Below are 16,439 nucleotides of genomic sequence, written 5' to 3'. Positions count from 1 at the left end.
TACCTATCGCAGGATCGGAAGTGCACCTTGAGCGACTCGGCCTCGCCGCTCATTCACCAGGCCGCATCGCGCAGTTCTGTGTAGGTCCGAGCCTTCAACTCGAACGGAACCCGCGGCAAATGCCGCGTTATCCCAGGTTCGGGATCCCGCGTCTCCACCCGCAGCATGCATGGGCGCCAGCCGTTCCGACGCGTCGACAAGGGCCGCGGCCCGCACGCTCAAAAAAAGAACAACTTCGCGGCGAGCCTTGCAAACCGGCTCCCGAGAGCGCTTGCTGCGTGAGACGGATACCGACTTCTTCAATTCATAGGCGGCAAGACCACCCACCACTTCGATGCCCTTGGGGCCGACCAGGGCCATGAAAGAGTCGCTCGCCAACAGCCGGCCAAGGTATGCGTAAGCCGAACGTTTCGCTTCGTAGCTCTGCGGAAAGCGAAGGCCACGCCGAACACAGAGAGCAGCGCCTCCATCAATGGCACATCGTCGGCCGAGAGATGCTGAATGGTGTATCGGGTCGCGGTGGACGTGGTCCAGTTGTCGGAAAATCGATGGCGGCTGGGCGACCGCTGCAGGGCCGCTCCTAACCGAAAGCAGACCCATTCAGTCTTCCGGTGATCGTATTGGGCACCACTGCGTGAGACCCCGCATCTCCGCTATCCAAGCGGACCCAATCGAAACGAGGATCGAAGTTGCCCGCAGCAGTCAAGGCGCCGGGCCATGCGCCTCGACCAGGCACCCGCACTGGGAGCGCAGGCGCACAGTAGTCGAAGGTGCCCCATCGCAGATGCAAAGCGAACTTGGCCACGCGCTTAGAGCCTATCGGTTCGAGCACCGTCGTCTGGCAGCTTTTCTTCCTCTGGCCTGAGTGCAGCCATAAGCTGCTCGTTCATCTTGGTCATTGCTCTGACCTGCTCCTCCGCTCGAATCTGAACTGTTCGAAGCCACAACCACGCCAGAACCACTACGCCAAGTGAGCCGTAGATGAAATGCATCAGTTCCAAGGTCACTGCATCGCCTTTTTGTCAGGTTTAGCCATCTTCGCCGTCAACCTCAACGCATAAAAGTTGCCTGCCCGCAGGAGGTCCGCCGTGCGAGCCGCCATTTCGCCTGGATGCATTAAGGCGTTCTGCCTGCACCACGCCTGGTGCTCAGACCACTGCCGGCGGTCACTGCTGCGACTGCTCTCGTCCACGACGGACCTCCTGGTGTCTGCCCGCAAGCGTACTGCTTCCCGCGGCCGTGTGACAGGTGCGACACCGAGCCGCGCTGCTAGCTGCGCTAAGTCGGACAGGTGCAGCAGAACCCAATTCTCCAGAAGCGCGGGTCTCAGGAGGATGGGAAACTTCGCGTGCAGCCGCGGCGCAAGCGGTGACGAGCACCTCGCCCGGGCGGGCGGCGGCGTGTCGCCCGCCTCCGCGCTATGGAACACTCCAGCCGGAGGCATCCAGCCTGCCGCCCCAGCGGCTAGACTTTGCCCCTTGCGCATGTTCGACCCCTGCTGCTCAGCTGCAGTCTCACTCACCCGGACCGCAGGCGTGACGGGTTCAGTTGACTCGCTAACTGATATGTTCGCTGCGACGTTCGGCGTCCCCAAGCGGAACGCGGGACCGAAGGTTTTGCCCGCAGCAGTTGAGAGCTTCAGCGCGAACGCAAAGCTGCACCTGCTTCAGCTTGACCTTGTTGCGTATCGGTACGAGCCCCGTCATCTCACAGCTTTTCTTGTTCTGGCCTAAGTGCCGCCGTCAGCTGGTCGTTCATCTTAGTTAGCGCGCTGACCTGCTCCTCCGCTCTGCGCTGCCCCCAGGATCAGCAACACGACGATTCAGAGTCCGTGGGTTGAATCGTAATGGGTTGATCTGATTGCGCAGTGCCGCCAGCGAGCTGGCGGCACTGCGCGGCGAACGTCGCAGGCGGCATGTACCCCAGAGTGCTGTGCGGCCGGTGGTGGTTGTAGTCGTGGCGCCAGTTGTCGATCACGCTGCGCATGTGGCCCAGACTGGCGAACCAGTGCTGAGTCAGACACTCGTCTCGGAATCGACTGTTGAAGCTCTCCCATCCCTCGTCAACAGCGTCCATCGTTGCGGCTGGCGCCACCTTCGCTGTCGACCATCCGGTGAGATGAGTCGCCGGGAACGAGGCACTCCGACGCGTTCCACGAACTCGCTCCAGTCGATGCGCGATGTGGATTGGCTCACTTACCATCGTCGCACCGTCGCGGCGGCTCGGGCCCTCCGGGCACGCATACCCGACCCGAATCCAAGCGGGGCACGCCTCTGTGGCTTGCCGGAGCACTTGGCGGCATGTCCTCCGCAGGCAGACTCCTGAATCGCTACCCGTCTACGCAATGCACAGCTCCAGTTCCCCTTTCACTCGATCCGCCGGTGCCCCATAAGGCCTACATCCGCGACGGAAGCCAGGTCGCCAGCGGGGGCCAGGCATAAATAAGCCAGGCGAGGAACAGGATCAGCACCCAGTAGGGCGCCACCCCGATGAATATTTCGCGCACCGTCAACTCTGCGTCGGGGACCGATGCCTTCACGACAAAGATGCTCATCCCGAAGGGCGGAGTCAAAACTCCCGCTTCGATGACCAAAATGCCGACCAGCGCGAACACAATGGGGTCGATCCCAAGAGACGTGGCGATCGGCCAGAAGATCGGCACCGTGAGCAGCATGATGGAGATGCTGTCGATCATGCAGCCGAGGATGAACCATACGGCCACCATGAACATCATCGTGCCGCTGAGCCCGAGTCCCCAGGATTCGAGAATGCTTTGCACTTCCTGCGGCAAGCCGTTGAGGGCCACCAGTTTGCTGAACATCGTGGCGGTCAGTAGCAGCAACATGATCGGCGTCACCGTGCGGCCGGATTCGATGAACGCCTGGTGAATGCCGCGCCAGCGCATCCCCTTCGCCCATGCCACCAGCAGTGCGCCAACCAGCCCGACCGCGCTACCTTCGGTGGGCGTGAAAAAGCCAAACCAGATGCCCCCCAGCGTGATGACGATCAGTAGGCCGACATACAACGCGCCGAGGCTCTCGCTTCTCGAAGGCGCCTGCACCACGCGTTCCGACTCGGGTGCCGACGCCGGACGCAAGGTGGCAAAGGCCGCGCAGTAGAGCGCGTACATCCCCGCCAGCAGCAGTCCAGGCACGACGCCCGCGGCGAACAGGCGGCCCACCGACTGCTCGGTGAGGATGGCCCAGACAATCATGAAGACGGAAGGAGGGATGAGGAGTCCGAGAACCGAACTGCCTGCGATGCAGCCCGTGGCGAAGCTGCGGCTATAACGGTTTGCGCGCATGACCGGATAGGCAACGTGGCTGAAGGCGGCGGCGGCCGCAACACCCACGCCTGTCACTGCAGCGAAGACAGCATTGCCGCCGACAGTAGCCACCGCAAGGCGGCCAGGCACGCCGCGCAGCCGACGATTCACGACGTTGAACAGGTCGCTGGCCGCCCCGCTGTGTGCGATCAGCATGCCCATCACGGTGAAGCACGGAATGACGACGAAGTTGTAGTCCTTGATGCCGCTCAGCGCAGTCTGTCCCACCAGGTCCATGGCGGGCCACGCCCCGCCCAACGCGATGACCAGACCGAAAAGAGAGCTACCCGCAAAGGCAAACACCACGGGTACGCCCGCGACAACCAGCGCCACCAGCACCAATACGGCCGCCCAGGTTTCGATGAACATGTCCTGCCTCCTCTCTTCAGGCGTGCGGAGGACTGGACTTTGTCGTACCGCGACCCGGCACGGCCTTGACGGCCAGCCCGATGCACACGGCGGCGCCCAGGATCCAGAGGATCAGCGTAGCGAAGCGAAGCGGCGAAGCCGGAAGGCGGAACGCGTCGTTTCCGTAGAACTCGCCGCGGGCCCAACCCGACAGCGCGGGCTCCCAGCCGGCGAGCGCAAAGACCGTGAACACGGCTGCACCCACGCTCCAGGCCAGCACGCCCAGCGCACTGCGCAGCACCGTCGGCACCCGCTCAACAAGGAAGGTCACCCGCAGCAGCTTGCCCTCTCGGATGACGTGCGGTGCCTGCAGGAAAGTCACCAGCACCAGCCCTGCCCCGGTGAGCTCGGCCGTCCCAGCGAACGGCCTATTGAAAAGAAGTCGTCCGAGTACGTCGTAGCAGATGACAGCCACCATCGCGGCCAGAACTGCGGCGCCGAGCGCATGCAGCGCCAGCATCGCGCGGTCGATCCAGGAATTCATGAGTGATCCTTCGGGGGGGAGCAGGAACCAGGCCGCGCACCCGACGGCGACCATGGCCGCGGCCATAACAACCACTGACAGGTGAGTGGACAGCGGCAGCATGCCGGCAGCGGTGGCCGCGAGCGCTCCGCCGCTCATGTGCACGGTACCCACCGCCGCGGTGGCAAGACCTGATTGCCGCGGCTCATGCTGCAGCACCAGCGCAAAGGTCGCAGGGAAGACGATTCCGTGTCCGACCGCATGCAGCGCCAGCGCGAGCCCCCAGAGCCAGAGCGCGGGCCATGCCAGCGTGGCGAGCAGCAGCGCGCAGCCCACGCCCACGAGGCCCAGACCGCAACTCATGTGAAACGCACCGGGTAAGCGCGCCAGGCGGCGAACCCAGTAGCTGCCCGCGCCGAAGCCGAGATAGGTCGCGCCCAGCACGACGGCCACGAGCCCTTCGCTGGCGCCGGTGGAATCCCGCAGCGCCTGAGGGCCGGCGGCGGCCACGACGAAGAAAGGCGCGGCCGCGCCTGTGAAAGCGAGGGTCGCGCGTTGCACGCCGCGATTGCGCGCGAGCGCCGTCCACGCCGCCCGCCCAGGCACGAGGGTTGCGCTTGGCCGAGTTTCCCGGTGCGTGCGCCACGCCACCGCAGCCAGCAGCAGAACCAGCACGGCCACCAACGCCATGGGAGCCCGCCAGGAGAACGTAGCCCCAAGCAGCCATGCAATGGGAGGCGTGATCGCCGGCATCAATGCGAAAACAGAGGCAAGGACCGCCATGTTTCGCTGCAGTTCGGCACCTTGGTGCAGGTCTCGCATGAGCGCACGCGGAACCACCAGGCAGGTGGAAAGCCCCAGGCCGGTAGCCAAGCGCCCGATAAGCAGCACGAGCCAATCGCTTGCAGCCGCCGCGAGAATGGCGCCGACGCTGGCCAAGGCCAGCCCTGCAAGAAGGCTGGGGCGCCGCCCCCACCGGTCGGCCAGGTCGCCGAAGAGCGGCTGCCCGAGCCCCAGACCGAGCGTAAAAAGCGCCACTGTCGCTGCCCTGCTGGCTCCGTCGAGCGGCGCGCCATCCAGGACGGGCGCAAGCCCAACGGCGGCGTTCAGGCCCATCGGAGACAGTGCTGCCACCGAAGCCACGTAAAGCATGCTCGGGGGGCGCGCAATCAGGGTTTCGGCGGCCAGGCGGCCCGAGGCACTCATGCTGACGTAGCTTGATAGACCAAGCTCAGAGCGGGTACTCGAACGGGAACTTGTACCCGGCTTCGCCCAGGAAGCGCACATAGGTCTTCAAGACCTCGGTAGCCGGCTGACCCTTGGCATCGAGCTCCTTGGCGGCCTTGGACGGCAGGTCCTTGATAAGCTGGGCCCAGCGACCCCGTTCCTGGGTGCTCAGGGTGTGGACCTTTACGCCCTTGTCACGAATAGCGGCCTCGACATCGGCATCGCGCTGCTTGCTCATTTCAGCGACCTTGATTGTCGCCTCGGCAGCGACCTTGTCGATGATGGAAACCACCTCCTTGGGCAGACGGGCGCGCGTGTCCAGATTCATGAACGCGGCCAGAGTGCTGTAGGAGCCGAAGCCCGTTTTGGTCCACACCTTGGCTACCTCGCGGAGCTTGAAGGCTTCCATGCCCGAAACCCAGAACAGGCTGCCTTCGGCCAGGCCGTTCTGGATGGCTTGGTAGTGGTCGCCGATACCCAGGGTCACGGGGACGGCGCCGGTCGGGATGAATAACGGCGCATTCGTACCAGTCATGGCAATGCGCTTGCCGTTGAGGTCCTCGATTTTCTGGACATCGAACGTGGTGGCAATGCTGTAGGCCTCTGTCACCATCTGCGCGAGCACGTGCGCGTTGTAGGGCTTCATGCTCGCTTGCAGCGCCGGCACCTCCTTCAGCATGCGGGTGGCAACCTTCTGCTGCAGCACCGGATCGTCCGAAGTGAAGGGCATGTAGGCGCTGTAGTTCAGGAGTCCGGCGCGAGCCTGTTCGAAGCCGATGGGCGACAGGCCGATGTCCAGCGATCCTTTCTGAACGGCCTCGACCGCGCCATCGACCTTGGCGACACTTCCGCCCCAAGCTTTGATGAAGCGGACCTCGTGATCCGTCTGTGCCTTCACCCGTTTCGCGACTTCGTCCGCGAAGAACGTATCGAACACCTTTACGTAAGTGGTACCGGTGGTGTGGCCACCGCCCATGCGCAGCGTGAAGGTTTCGGCGTTCGCGACGCCGGCGCTCGCGGCAAGGGCCGCCGCGGCCAAGAGGGAAGGAATCAGTTTCATCATCGTCTCCTATGTTTTCTACGAGGTCATTCGAAAGCCACGTCGAGCAGGACGCCCTCGTAGCGATCGGGATTAAGAACGTGGGGGTAATGTCCCCCGGAAGGCAGGCGGACATGCCTGGAATTGGGATAGCGCATGCGCAGCCGCTCCTGCGCCGCCGGAGGAATCAGCGGATCGTCGAGGCAGTCGAGTACCACGATGTCTTTGCTCGCCACTGGAAGCTCGGGGCAAGCCTGCGCCTTGACGACACCCAGAAACCGCGCGTACAGGTTCTCGGGCGACTGCCGCTGTTCGAGCATGAGTTTCTGTAGCTGTTGAAGCGGCGAAACGGGGGTTTTCTGCACGCGTTCCAACCATGTTGCGTGCAGCGCCTGTGGCGACACACTGCCAACCCAGGCGGCATCGAACAGGGGGTTGGCCGCCAGGTCGCTGCCGTCGGTGAAGCCGTTGCCGATCACGAGCTTTCGCACCTGCTCCGGGTAGTGCAGCGCAAAAAATTGGATCCACCACGCTGCGAACGACGAGCCCACGACGACCGCCGGCGGGAGCCCCAGATGCTCGCAAACCGCCTTCAGACCGGCGCTCAGACGCCGCGGATCGGGAAGCTCCGGGTACGTGATCGCGATCAGGCGCATCCGCTCGCCTGCAGACAGGATGGTGCGCACGAACATGGCGGCGTCGCCAACGGAGCCGGGCAGCAGGATCACGGCAGGACCATGGCCGGCTGTATCAAGCCAGCGCCATGTGACGCCTTCGCAGTCGAGGGACGACCAGCGGTAGCGGCTTTCGAGCCTATCGATCAGGTCGTGCATTCGCTCAGTACTTCCCGTCGGGTGTCATGAAGCCTTCTTCCACCAGGAGCGAATGCGCCTGCGGCGAGAATTCGGCCTGCGGCGCATCGCCGCCAATCACGAACAGCAGCCAGTGTGTCTTGCCCGGTTCGTCGAAGGTGATGTTCTCGAAGCGGCGCTGCACGCCCGGCGGAAAGGAAATCACATCGAACGGACCTAGATCGAAGGCCTCCACCGTTCCATCGACTTCCCATGAACAGCGCCACTTGCCCGTCATGGGCATGAAGGTTTCGTTCGTGTCGTGGTTGTGCATCATCGGGCCCTTGCCCGGCGATGTCTCGCAGAACCCGAGGTTGAACCCCTCGCTGATCTTGATGTGCGCGTGCTCCGCGGCCTCGTCACCCACGGGAGAAACGATGGGCAGGCCGCCCTCGTTCCGGGCGGGCGGCTGGAAGCCGATGATGTTGTACAGCTTGCGCAGCGCCGTCGGATGGCGGCTGTCTGGCAGACCTCCATCATGGCCTTGGATCTCGCTGAAGAAGGCCACGCGCTTGCGCATCTCTTCGCGGGTAACGCGGATGGTCGGAATCTTGGGTTGCATCACGTTTTCTCCTTGAGATCGGACACCGGCGCGGGTGCGCGTGCCCACGCAGCGGATGCTGCGGAACCATTGAAAAATGAGGATCGGGGAGGAAAGGGGAGAGCTACACGCGTCCGGGCTGGCGCGATCTGCGCAGCGCTCGCTGAAACCCGGAAATTGCAGCCACTACTTGTCTCCTAGCTTCTTGATCTGGATCAATTAAAGTCGAGTGAGCACCTGCCGCGCAATTCGCTGCGCCGATGGTCCCTATCGGAGTTTCGACATGCGACTGCGGGATCTCGACCTGAATCTGCTGGTTGCGCTGGATGCGCTGCTGAGAGAAGTGCATGTCTCGCGCGCGGCCGCTCGCCTCGACATGAGTCAGTCTTCCATGAGTCTGGCGCTTTCGAAGCTGCGCGCCTTGTTCAACGATCCACTGCTGGTCAAGGGCGGCAACGGGTTGGTGCTCACCGCGCAGGCGCGTGAACTGGCTGCTCCTCTTTCGGAGGCTCTGCGAAACGTAGAGGGGCTCCTGCACGTACAGCAGGACTTCGACCCCGCCCATGCACGCGACACCATCACGCTGATCGTCACGGACTACATCGACTTTGTGTTGGTGCCTCTGCTCGTGGAGCTGATGTCCCACAAGGCCCCGGGAGTGGTGCTGCGCGTGGTGGGGCCCAACCCGAAGCGCCTTGGCGAGGTGTTCAGCGCGGGGGAAGTCGATGTATCAGTGTCCTATTTCCCCAATCCTCCAGCAAGCCTGCGCGTTCGCCCCGTATTCACGGACAGGCTGGTCGGGATTGCACGCCGGGGCCATCCCTTCTTTGGCCAGGTCAGCGACCTGGACGCGTTCTGCAAGCACCGGCACGTCACGGTAGAGCCGGGAGAGGCGACGATGTACAACGCTCTCCTCGATCAGCGGCTTGCAAGTCAAGGCCGCAGCCGGCGGATTGTCTTGTCCAAACCGACGTTTCTGGGAGTGCCTTTCATCGTCGAAGCAACCGACTTGCTCGCAACACTACCGGAACGTGTCGCACGCGGCTTCGCTCGTTTCACGAAAGTAGACATCTTCGATCCGCCGCTCGCGCTGGAACCCCTGAACGTGGTGCTGCTGTGGCACGAACGTACGCACACGAACCCACTGCACCGTTGGTTCCGCCAGCAGGTTGTCGAACTGTGCGCAGGGCCGCTGGACGAGGCGAGTTAAGCAGGGGAGGGGAGCGGCTGCATCGCAAGTTCCCGGCCTTGAGCATGTGGGCGTGCAAGGTTCGGAAGTCGCTGATGATGCGATGCACGGGGAACTTGCGAGGATGAGAACGCGAGAGGCGAGATCCTCGTGTAGCTTGCGGCCAATCTTGCGCTGACAACCCACGCGGCGTAGCCATACACGGTCACCTTGAGTATCATTGCCGAACATAACGATCATTCGCGGCAAGTACTTCGGGATGGAGTTCCGTCGGTGCTCACTGTTCATCCGCTGCAAGGACTTCGAGCGGTACTGGACGTGGAGCTGGAAGGACCTGGTGGCGCACCACTGGAAAGCACCTTCAGGGCGCCCTCAGGGCCCTTTTGCTTCCTGCGCTAGTCGCCTCCGCCGTCACCTGCGTCGTTCCCGTTGGAAGTGCTGCCTTGGTTTGTGTCCTGCGCTTGCTGCTTTCGGCCAGGAGAGCCCCTCTCGCGGGCTCCACGTTGCTGCCTCATCCGCTCCAAAGCTGACTCTGCGCCCTCCCCAGAACTCCGTTCCTTTTCGCTCTCACCCATCGATGCTGCTCCTCGTTCGGGCGGCAGGATTGCATAGATGGGCACTGACCGTTGCTCATCAGTAGAGCTTTACACGCGGGTAGTTCTCACAGTGGATGAGTAAAGAGCCTCACCGGACCCTAAGCCCCTTCCTACGGCTTTCGCGAGAAATTGGAGTAGAAGAGGGACGGCGACGCCTTCGAGACTGCTCGCCGGCTTCCATCGACGAATTGGACCCTAGCCGAGCCGATCCGACGTTGGCGCCGGAACTACATCGTCGCCCTAAAGATTGGCGAGCTCGAGCTGGCGGCCTGCCGCACTTGGATAGCATCATGGCCCTCCTGCAGTGGATGCACCGGGACTTCATGGTCGCTGGTCCCGCGGCGATGCTTGCGTGCATCTACTTCGTCCGAACTCGCCTGCTCGCAAGGGCCTCTTGAAGCAATTGCAGTCGCCGGACCGGGGCCGCACGATCGAAGGGACGAAGAATGCCGCTTGGGACACTATCCATCTGAGCGACTTCGTGCGCCGCGCCAACTAGGCGACGGACGGAAGCACACGATACCTTTTCGCCAGCGTGGACCGGAACTGCACTACCTCGCGCGCGCAATGCTCGTCTTCGGCGGCGATGGGATCCAGCAGGACCGAATCCTTGAGGAGTTGAGCAAGTGGTGGCCGGCCGATTCCGCGCGTGTGATCGCGGCGAGCATCGCGGACCTGTTCGCGAACATCGACGAGCCCGACCGCGCCGCCAACCGGCCTCAAGTCCAATCCTTCGTGGACGACCTGATCTCCCCCGGCGAAAGAGCGCTGACGCAGTGGACGCCACCCGCCAAGCAGGCCAGGCGATGCCGCGCTCATGATTGAAACCGAATTGTTGGATCAAGGGAGTGGCTATCGACTGCGCTCAGATCTGTGAACTGGCCGCGGCTGTCATGGCTCGTGCAAGCGAGTCTTCAAAGAATGTGTGCCGGGCTTGCGCGGAGGTCTGCGAGATGTGCGGCGAGGAATGCGCCAAGCACCAGATGGACCATTGCCAGCAGTGTGCGCAAGCCTGCAAGCGGTGCGCCGATGAGTGCCGCAGGATGGCCGCTACGGTCTGACGGTTCAGCGGGCGCGCACGCGCAAGCCCGCGCGCCTGTACAGGATCAGCAGTCGTCTCATGCAGACACTTTCGCAGGTTGACTTGCCGCGCCTCCCCCGACACGGCCAGGCGCCGCACGGCATGCTCCTTATTGCGGCGGATCGACGACACGGTGGATCACCTGATGGAGGTGGCGCAAAAGCCGGGCCGGACGGGTCGCATGCCTTCCGGCGCCGCGCTCGGCGTGTGCACAGCTGGACCGTTGCCGGGCGGCAATGCTGACGCGGCACACACCTACAAACCGTTCCCTCTCACGCGCCTACTGTTTTGACCTTTTGACCACCAAATCCAAGGAGTTCTCCGTGCGCAAGATGAGGGCGGCTGTCATCACCGAACCCAAAGGCCCTATTCAGGTGGTAGAGCGCGACGTGCCGCAGCCGGGTGCCGGCCAGGTGCTGGTGAAGGTCCAGGCTTGCGGCATCTGCCACAGCGATGCGCTCACCAAGGAGGGACTGTGGCCAGGGCTGCAGTATCCGCGGGTGCCCGGCCACGAGATCGCCGGCGTCATCGACGCCCTGGGCCCCGGCGTCGAAGGGTGGCAGACCGGCGCCCGAGTGGGCGTGGGCTGGTACGGCGGCCATTGCGGGCGCTGTGCCGCCTGCCGTTCCGGTGACTTCGTTGTATGCGAGCAAGGCCAGGTGCCGGGCATCAGCTATGACGGCGGCTATGCGCAATACATGGTGGCTCCGGTGGATGCGCTCGCGCGCATCCCGCAGGACCTTTCGGATGTCGATGCTGCGCCTCTGCTGTGCGCCGGCATCACGACCTTCAACGCGCTGCGCAACAGCGGCGCGCGCGCCGGCGACCTGGTGGCGATCCATGGGATCGGCGGGCTCGGCCATCTAGGTGTGCAGTACGCCGCGAAGATGGGATTCCGCACGGTGGCGATCGCACGTGGGAAGGACAAGGAGCCTTTGGCCCGGCAGCTTGGTGCTCACGATTACATCGACAGCACGGCCGGAGACCCGGCCGAAGCCCTCAAGGCAATGGGCGGCGCCAGGGTCATCCTTGCGACCGTGACCAGCGGCGATGCGATGAGCGCTGTCATTCCCGGCCTGGGGCGCAACGGGAAACTGCTGATCGTCGGAGTTGCCATGGAGCCGGTGCAGGTGCCGACCGTCGCAATGATCATGAACCGCGCATCCATCCAGGGCTGGCCCTCCGGCACGGCCCAGGACTCCACGGAGACGCTGGCGTTCAGCGCGATGGCGCAGGTTCGACCGATGATCGAGGAGTACCCGCTGGAACGCGCCGCCGAGGCTTACGAGCGCATGATGAGCGGAGGCGCCCGATTTCGCGTGGTGCTGAAGATGGATGGTTCGCCGGTTGGGAGAAGATGATGGAAACACGCGCGCTGGGCCGGCAGGGGCTGGAGGTATCGGCACTCGGGCTGGGCTGCATGGGCATGTCGGAGTTCTACGGCACCGGAGACGAGGCCGAATCGATCGCGACTATCCACCGCGCGCTCGATCTGGGCATCAACTTCCTCGACACCGCCGACATGTACGGCCCCTTCACCAACGAACGCCTGGTCGGCAAGGCGCTCGCCGGCCGTCGTGACCGAGTGGTCCTGGCGACCAAGTTCGCCAACGTGCGAGGCGAGAACGGCGAGTTCCTCGGTGTGCGCGGCGATCCGGAGTACGTGCGGCATGCCTGCGATGCGTCGTTGCAGCGGCTGGGCATCGACCATATCGACCCGTACTATCAGCACCGGGTGGACCCCAAAACGCCGGGCGCGGCATGAAGTACGTCAGCGAGCGATTCCTCAGCGAGCCGACCCGGTTCTGGGACGTGGACCCGCAGACCTGGCAGGTGGTGATCGAGACTAACGTGAATGGTCCCTTTCTGATGGCGCGCGCGGCCCTGCCGCACCTGCTGCGCGCCGGCTGGGGCCGCATCATCAACATCTCGATGAACCACGAGACCATGCGCCGCCGCGGCTTCTCGCCGTATGGCCCGTCCAAGGCGGCACTGGAATCGGCCACCGCGATTTGGGCGCAGGACCTGGCCGGCAGCGGCATCACCGTCAATGCCTTGCTCCCCGGCGGCGCCACCGCTACCGGTATGATCCCGGCGGGCCTAGCGGAAATGGTGAAGAGTCAGCTGCTTGCGCCCGAGGTGATCGTGCCGCCCCTGCTTTGGCTGGTCTCGCCCGCTGCCGACGCATCAACGGCCGTCGGCTAGATGCCAGCCGCTGGGACGCGGGCACGCCCAACGCGGCATTGGACGATGCGGGCTGGGTGCGCGGCTGATCCGGCTGGAAACTCAGCCATTGAGTGTTGGCGTCCACTCGGTGCAGCCGAGAGAAAATCCGTTGCGCTAGTCCAGCGGAGTCCTTCTGCAACCCTGGCCGTAGCTGGCAGCGAGGCCGCGTCCGGGAGATCGTATCCTGAGTGCAGCCGAACTGCTGCCGCAGGCAAAACGCAATTGAACCGCGTGTTCCTGAGAACAAGAAAAGAGGCGAACCCACGTGAGCAGAATTACAGGTGCAAGCTTTGCCATCAGCGCTTTTTTGAGCTATCAAGGCGTGTCAGCGGCTTCGCTGGACGACTGCGCAGCCATGGCGCGCGATTCAGAGAGGCTACGGTGTTATGACAGCATTGCCGGGCGCGGGGGTCCAACACACGACACGAGCACGCCGTCCGAACAGGTCCCCTTGGCGCCGTCTATGCCCGTACCTGCACGTTCCAAGTTCGCCGAACACTGGGAGTTGCGTCCCCAGGACAAGCAGGGAACCCTCCGGTTCACAGAGCACCGGCCGAACTACCTGCTTGCGACTTACAACCGGTCGCCCAACAACACGCCCTATCGGCCTTTGTTCCAGCTGGACCCCCAGGCGGATGGCTTGTCGAAATTCGAGTTGGCTTATCAGCTCGGGTTCAAGCTGAAGCTCCTGGAGGGCGTGCAAGGGTCTCCGCTGGACCTTTGGTTCGGGTATACGCAGAGGAGCTTCTGGCAGGCGAGCAATCGAGAGGCATCAAGCCCATTCCGGGAAACCAACTACGAACCTGAGTTGATGCTGGTTCTCCCGGTGAACTGGGGCATGGGTGATCTGAAGCTCAAATTCCTCAATCTCGCTGTGGCTCATCAGTCCAATGGGCAGGGCACAATCCTGTCACGTAGCTGGAATCGCTTGTATCTGCAAGCCGGCATCGAAGCGGGCGACCTGTCCGTCAGCTTCCGGACCTGGCGCCGCATCGACAGCGAAGGCGATGACGATGACAACCCGGACATCGTCCGCTACATGGGCCGGGGTGAGATTGTGGGAACCCTAAACAGAAATGGCCACGAGTACGAATTGATGGGCCGCTGTAACCCGCGATCTGGCAAGGGGGCACTCCAGTTCGGGTGGGCCTTCCCGCTGGCGAAGCACCTCCAGGGGTATGTTCAATACTTCAGTGGGTACGGATACACCCTTGTTGACTACAACGACTTCCAGAGAGTGCTCGGGCTAGGCCTCCGTGTCGCGTTCTGACGCGGGAGGCCTATTGCCGCTTTGATCGATTCATGAACGAGACCAGGATCGAGACCCTTTTGCACAGAGGAGCCGAGTATCAAAGGGCGATTGTCGAGTTCGACCGGCTCTGGGAGACGGGCGCCTCCAAGCAACGGCCAGAGCGGATGATGCAATTGCTAAACGTGATCGAAGATATGAGCAGTCGGTGGTACCGGCTGAGGTCCAAAGTGCTTGATGGAAAGCCGAAAACGGCGTTGACGCCACGGGCGAACGATGGCGAGCGCGGTGCTGGTCACCCGTGCATAGCGGGTACTGGTGCGCGCCAGCTCGGCAGGGTCATGATGCATCCGCGCACGGCGGGTGCTGCCGCACTGCTTGTCGCAGCGGTCGCCGTGTGCATCGGCTTGGCCATACCAAATACAGTGCCTCTGCAGTTCGTGGAAGAAGGCGGTGTGATCGAGATCGTGACCCTCTTCGCCTACCTGGCGGCGGTGCTGGGCATCCACCTCCTGCCCAGTCCACAGATGCCCTCGCGCGATGTGCTCGCGGTCAGCGTCGTGCTGGTGGCCATGGGCGCCCGGGAAGCCGACCTGCACACTGCGATGTACGGCATCAGCATCCTGAAGGCGCGGTTCTACCTGGATGCGCCACCGCACCAGGTCTTGGGCGCGTTGTGCGTCCTAGCGCCCTTTGCCGCCGCAGCTGCATGGTTGCTGCACCGGTATGCACGGCGCTGGCTGCGACCTTGGTCGCAATGGAGTGTGGCAATGACCACCACAGCAATGCTGATCGCGATTGCGGTCATCGCCAAGATGCTAGACCGAGCGCCTGCTGTGCTCGGCCTGGTCTCCGACGCGCCCGCACCACTGCTTCACGTCATGCTCGCATCGGAAGAGGTGCTCGAACTCTCTCTGCCGATGTTCGCTTTGCTGGCTGCGGCTCAGAGTTCGCTGGGCCCGCGCGCCAGCCTCTCAGATCGTCACTGACGCCGCACGTGCAGCACATTGCCCTGTGGTCGCCAGACGCCTACGCCACGGGCGTCTACATACAATCACCAACACCAATCGCGGATACCTGGTGCACCGGCCGAGAACAAAACATGACCAGCGTTTCGCTCTTCGCTCGCTCGATGGCCGGCGTTCTGCTCGCCGGCACTCTCCTGTCCGCGCGCGCTATCGACTTCACGCCCGATGCTGTCTCGGTGCAGGCAGGGGCGGGGCGGGCCGGGGTGGACACAGTGGGCGTCGGGGTCATCTGGGACTGGAAGTTCCAGCAATTGCGCCGCAAGGCGGAGCTGACGGCACACACAGAGTTGATGGTCAGCGGCTGGCGAGCCGATGACGTTGGGGGCGGCAATCAGCGGCTGGTCCAGGTGGTGCTGCTGCCATCACTGCGCATGCGGCTGGCGCGCGGCGAGTCGCCGTGGTTCATCGAATTCGGCATCGGGGCAAGTTACCTGGGCAAGGACTACATCACGCCCGATAAGGCCTTCAGCACGCGCTGGAACTTCTACGACATGCTCGGCATTGGTCACAGTTTCGGCGAAAAGCGAGAGCATGAGCTGGGACTGCGTTTGGTACACGTGTCCAATGCCGGGATCCGTAAGCCAAACCCTGGCGAAGACTTTTTGCACCTACGCTATGTACGGCGGTTCTGACAGCCGGACAAAGGTAAGCGGCCGGGCATCCCATCTTGAGTTTGAGCGCTGAGGGCGCACGATTGCTGTCCATCAAAGTTAGGTGGACAGCAAATGGATTCCTATCGCAATCTCCCGCGGCGCCGGCATAGCACGCAGTTGAAGCGGGAGGTCTTGGCGGCCTGTGGTGAACCAGGCGCATCAATCGCTGCAGTGGCCTTGTCGTTCGGCCTGAATGCCAACTTGGTGAGGCAGTGGCGTCGTGGTCGAGGGGTCAAGCAGTGTGAGGACGCCGCGATCATCGAGACAGTCACGGCCAACGGCACGATGGCAGTGAGGCCGGGGCAGCAGCGATTCATCGCGTTGGCGATGCCAGAGCCAACGCAGGCCAGCGCGCCGCAGGACAAGCCGTGCGGCAGCGATGTGCGCATCGAGGCGCGGCGCGGTGACCTGCAGGTCACGGTCAGTTGGCCGTCGTCGTCGGCCTCGGACTGCGCGCTGTGGCTGCGTGAGCTGCTGCGGTGATCCGAATCGAGGCGATATGGCTGGCGTGCGAGCCGTTGGACATGCGCGCGGGCACCGAGTCGGCGTTGGCGCGGGTGGTA

General features: G+C 63.5%; 14 protein-coding genes and 2 pseudogenes. 10 read left to right on the top strand and 6 right to left on the bottom strand.

Annotation, left to right across the window (positions count from 1 at the left end):
- Nucleotides 1–1,806: 1,806 nt before the first annotated feature.
- From WG922_RS21195 to WG922_RS21170, 6 genes and pseudogenes are all read right to left on the bottom strand, one after another.
- Nucleotides 1,807–2,052: pseudogene (locus WG922_RS21195) on the bottom strand (integrase core domain-containing protein); the annotation flags it as partial.
- A 343-nt stretch (nucleotides 2,053–2,395) separates the two neighbouring features.
- Nucleotides 2,396–3,694 (bottom strand): TRAP transporter large permease, encoded by a 1,299-nt coding sequence (locus tag WG922_RS21190; protein ID WP_340285020.1) that lies wholly within the window; start codon nucleotides 3,692–3,694, stop codon nucleotides 2,396–2,398.
- 16 nt (nucleotides 3,695–3,710) lie between these two features.
- Nucleotides 3,711–5,483 (bottom strand): MFS transporter, encoded by a 1,773-nt coding sequence (locus WG922_RS21185; RefSeq protein ID WP_340285019.1) that lies wholly within the window; start codon nucleotides 5,481–5,483, stop codon nucleotides 3,711–3,713.
- Nucleotides 5,428–6,483, bottom strand: a complete 1,056-nt coding sequence (gene dctP, locus WG922_RS21180) for a TRAP transporter substrate-binding protein DctP (RefSeq protein ID WP_340285018.1) — start codon at nucleotides 6,481–6,483, stop codon at nucleotides 5,428–5,430. The genes WG922_RS21185 and dctP overlap by 56 nt, the downstream gene beginning before the upstream one ends.
- A gap of 26 nt (nucleotides 6,484–6,509) precedes the next feature.
- On the bottom strand, nucleotides 6,510–7,295 hold the full coding sequence (locus WG922_RS21175) for an alpha/beta fold hydrolase (RefSeq protein WP_340285017.1): 786 nt from the start codon (nucleotides 7,293–7,295) through the stop codon (nucleotides 6,510–6,512).
- A gap of 4 nt (nucleotides 7,296–7,299) precedes the next feature.
- The gene (locus WG922_RS21170) at nucleotides 7,300–7,923 is read right to left on the bottom strand and encodes a cupin domain-containing protein (protein ID WP_340285016.1); all 624 of its coding nucleotides are present in this window, start codon (nucleotides 7,921–7,923) and stop codon (nucleotides 7,300–7,302) included.
- 214 nt (nucleotides 7,924–8,137) lie between these two features.
- Here WG922_RS21170 and WG922_RS21165 point away from each other — a divergent pair, with 214 nt between their 5' ends.
- The 10 genes and pseudogenes from WG922_RS21165 (at nucleotide 8,138) to WG922_RS21120 (ending at nucleotide 16,359) form a co-directional block, all read left to right on the top strand.
- Complete coding sequence (locus WG922_RS21165; RefSeq protein WP_340285015.1) at nucleotides 8,138–9,064, top strand: LysR family transcriptional regulator; 927 nt, start codon at nucleotides 8,138–8,140, stop codon at nucleotides 9,062–9,064.
- Nucleotides 9,065–10,206: 1,142 nt separating this feature from the next.
- The gene (locus WG922_RS21160; RefSeq protein WP_340285014.1) at nucleotides 10,207–10,464 is read left to right on the top strand and encodes a hypothetical protein; all 258 of its coding nucleotides are present in this window, start codon (nucleotides 10,207–10,209) and stop codon (nucleotides 10,462–10,464) included.
- A gap of 68 nt (nucleotides 10,465–10,532) precedes the next feature.
- The gene (locus WG922_RS21155) at nucleotides 10,533–10,700 is read left to right on the top strand and encodes a four-helix bundle copper-binding protein (RefSeq protein ID WP_340285055.1); all 168 of its coding nucleotides are present in this window, start codon (nucleotides 10,533–10,535) and stop codon (nucleotides 10,698–10,700) included.
- Nucleotides 10,701–11,052: 352 nt separating this feature from the next.
- The gene (locus WG922_RS21150) at nucleotides 11,053–12,081 is read left to right on the top strand and encodes an alcohol dehydrogenase (protein ID WP_340285054.1); all 1,029 of its coding nucleotides are present in this window, start codon (nucleotides 11,053–11,055) and stop codon (nucleotides 12,079–12,081) included.
- A pseudogene (locus WG922_RS21145) lies at nucleotides 12,078–12,473 on the top strand (aldo/keto reductase); the annotation flags it as partial. The gene WG922_RS21150 and the pseudogene WG922_RS21145, both read left to right, overlap by 4 nt.
- 8 nt (nucleotides 12,474–12,481) lie before the next feature.
- Nucleotides 12,482–12,925, top strand: a complete 444-nt coding sequence (locus WG922_RS21140; RefSeq protein WP_340285013.1) for an SDR family NAD(P)-dependent oxidoreductase — start codon at nucleotides 12,482–12,484, stop codon at nucleotides 12,923–12,925.
- Nucleotides 12,926–13,211: 286 nt separating this feature from the next.
- Nucleotides 13,212–14,216: a phospholipase A gene (locus WG922_RS21135; RefSeq protein WP_340285012.1), complete on the top strand. Its 1,005-nt coding sequence runs from the start codon at nucleotides 13,212–13,214 to the stop codon at nucleotides 14,214–14,216.
- Nucleotides 14,217–14,248: 32 nt separating this feature from the next.
- Nucleotides 14,249–15,184 carry a hypothetical protein gene (locus WG922_RS21130; RefSeq protein WP_340285011.1) on the top strand — a complete coding sequence of 312 codons (936 nt, stop codon included), beginning with the start codon at nucleotides 14,249–14,251 and terminating at the stop codon, nucleotides 15,182–15,184.
- Between the two features lie 113 nt (nucleotides 15,185–15,297).
- Nucleotides 15,298–15,855 carry an acyloxyacyl hydrolase gene (locus tag WG922_RS21125; RefSeq protein ID WP_340285010.1) on the top strand — a complete coding sequence of 186 codons (558 nt, stop codon included), beginning with the start codon at nucleotides 15,298–15,300 and terminating at the stop codon, nucleotides 15,853–15,855.
- A gap of 93 nt (nucleotides 15,856–15,948) precedes the next feature.
- Nucleotides 15,949–16,359: a transposase gene (locus WG922_RS21120; protein WP_340285009.1), complete on the top strand. Its 411-nt coding sequence runs from the start codon at nucleotides 15,949–15,951 to the stop codon at nucleotides 16,357–16,359.
- Nucleotides 16,360–16,439: the final 80 nt, after the last annotated feature.

The organism is Ramlibacter sp. AN1015, assembly GCF_037726105.1.
In the GTDB taxonomy this organism is placed as follows: Bacteria; Pseudomonadota; Gammaproteobacteria; order Burkholderiales; family Burkholderiaceae_C; genus Ramlibacter.
This window is presented reverse-complemented; position numbering and strand designations above follow the sequence as displayed.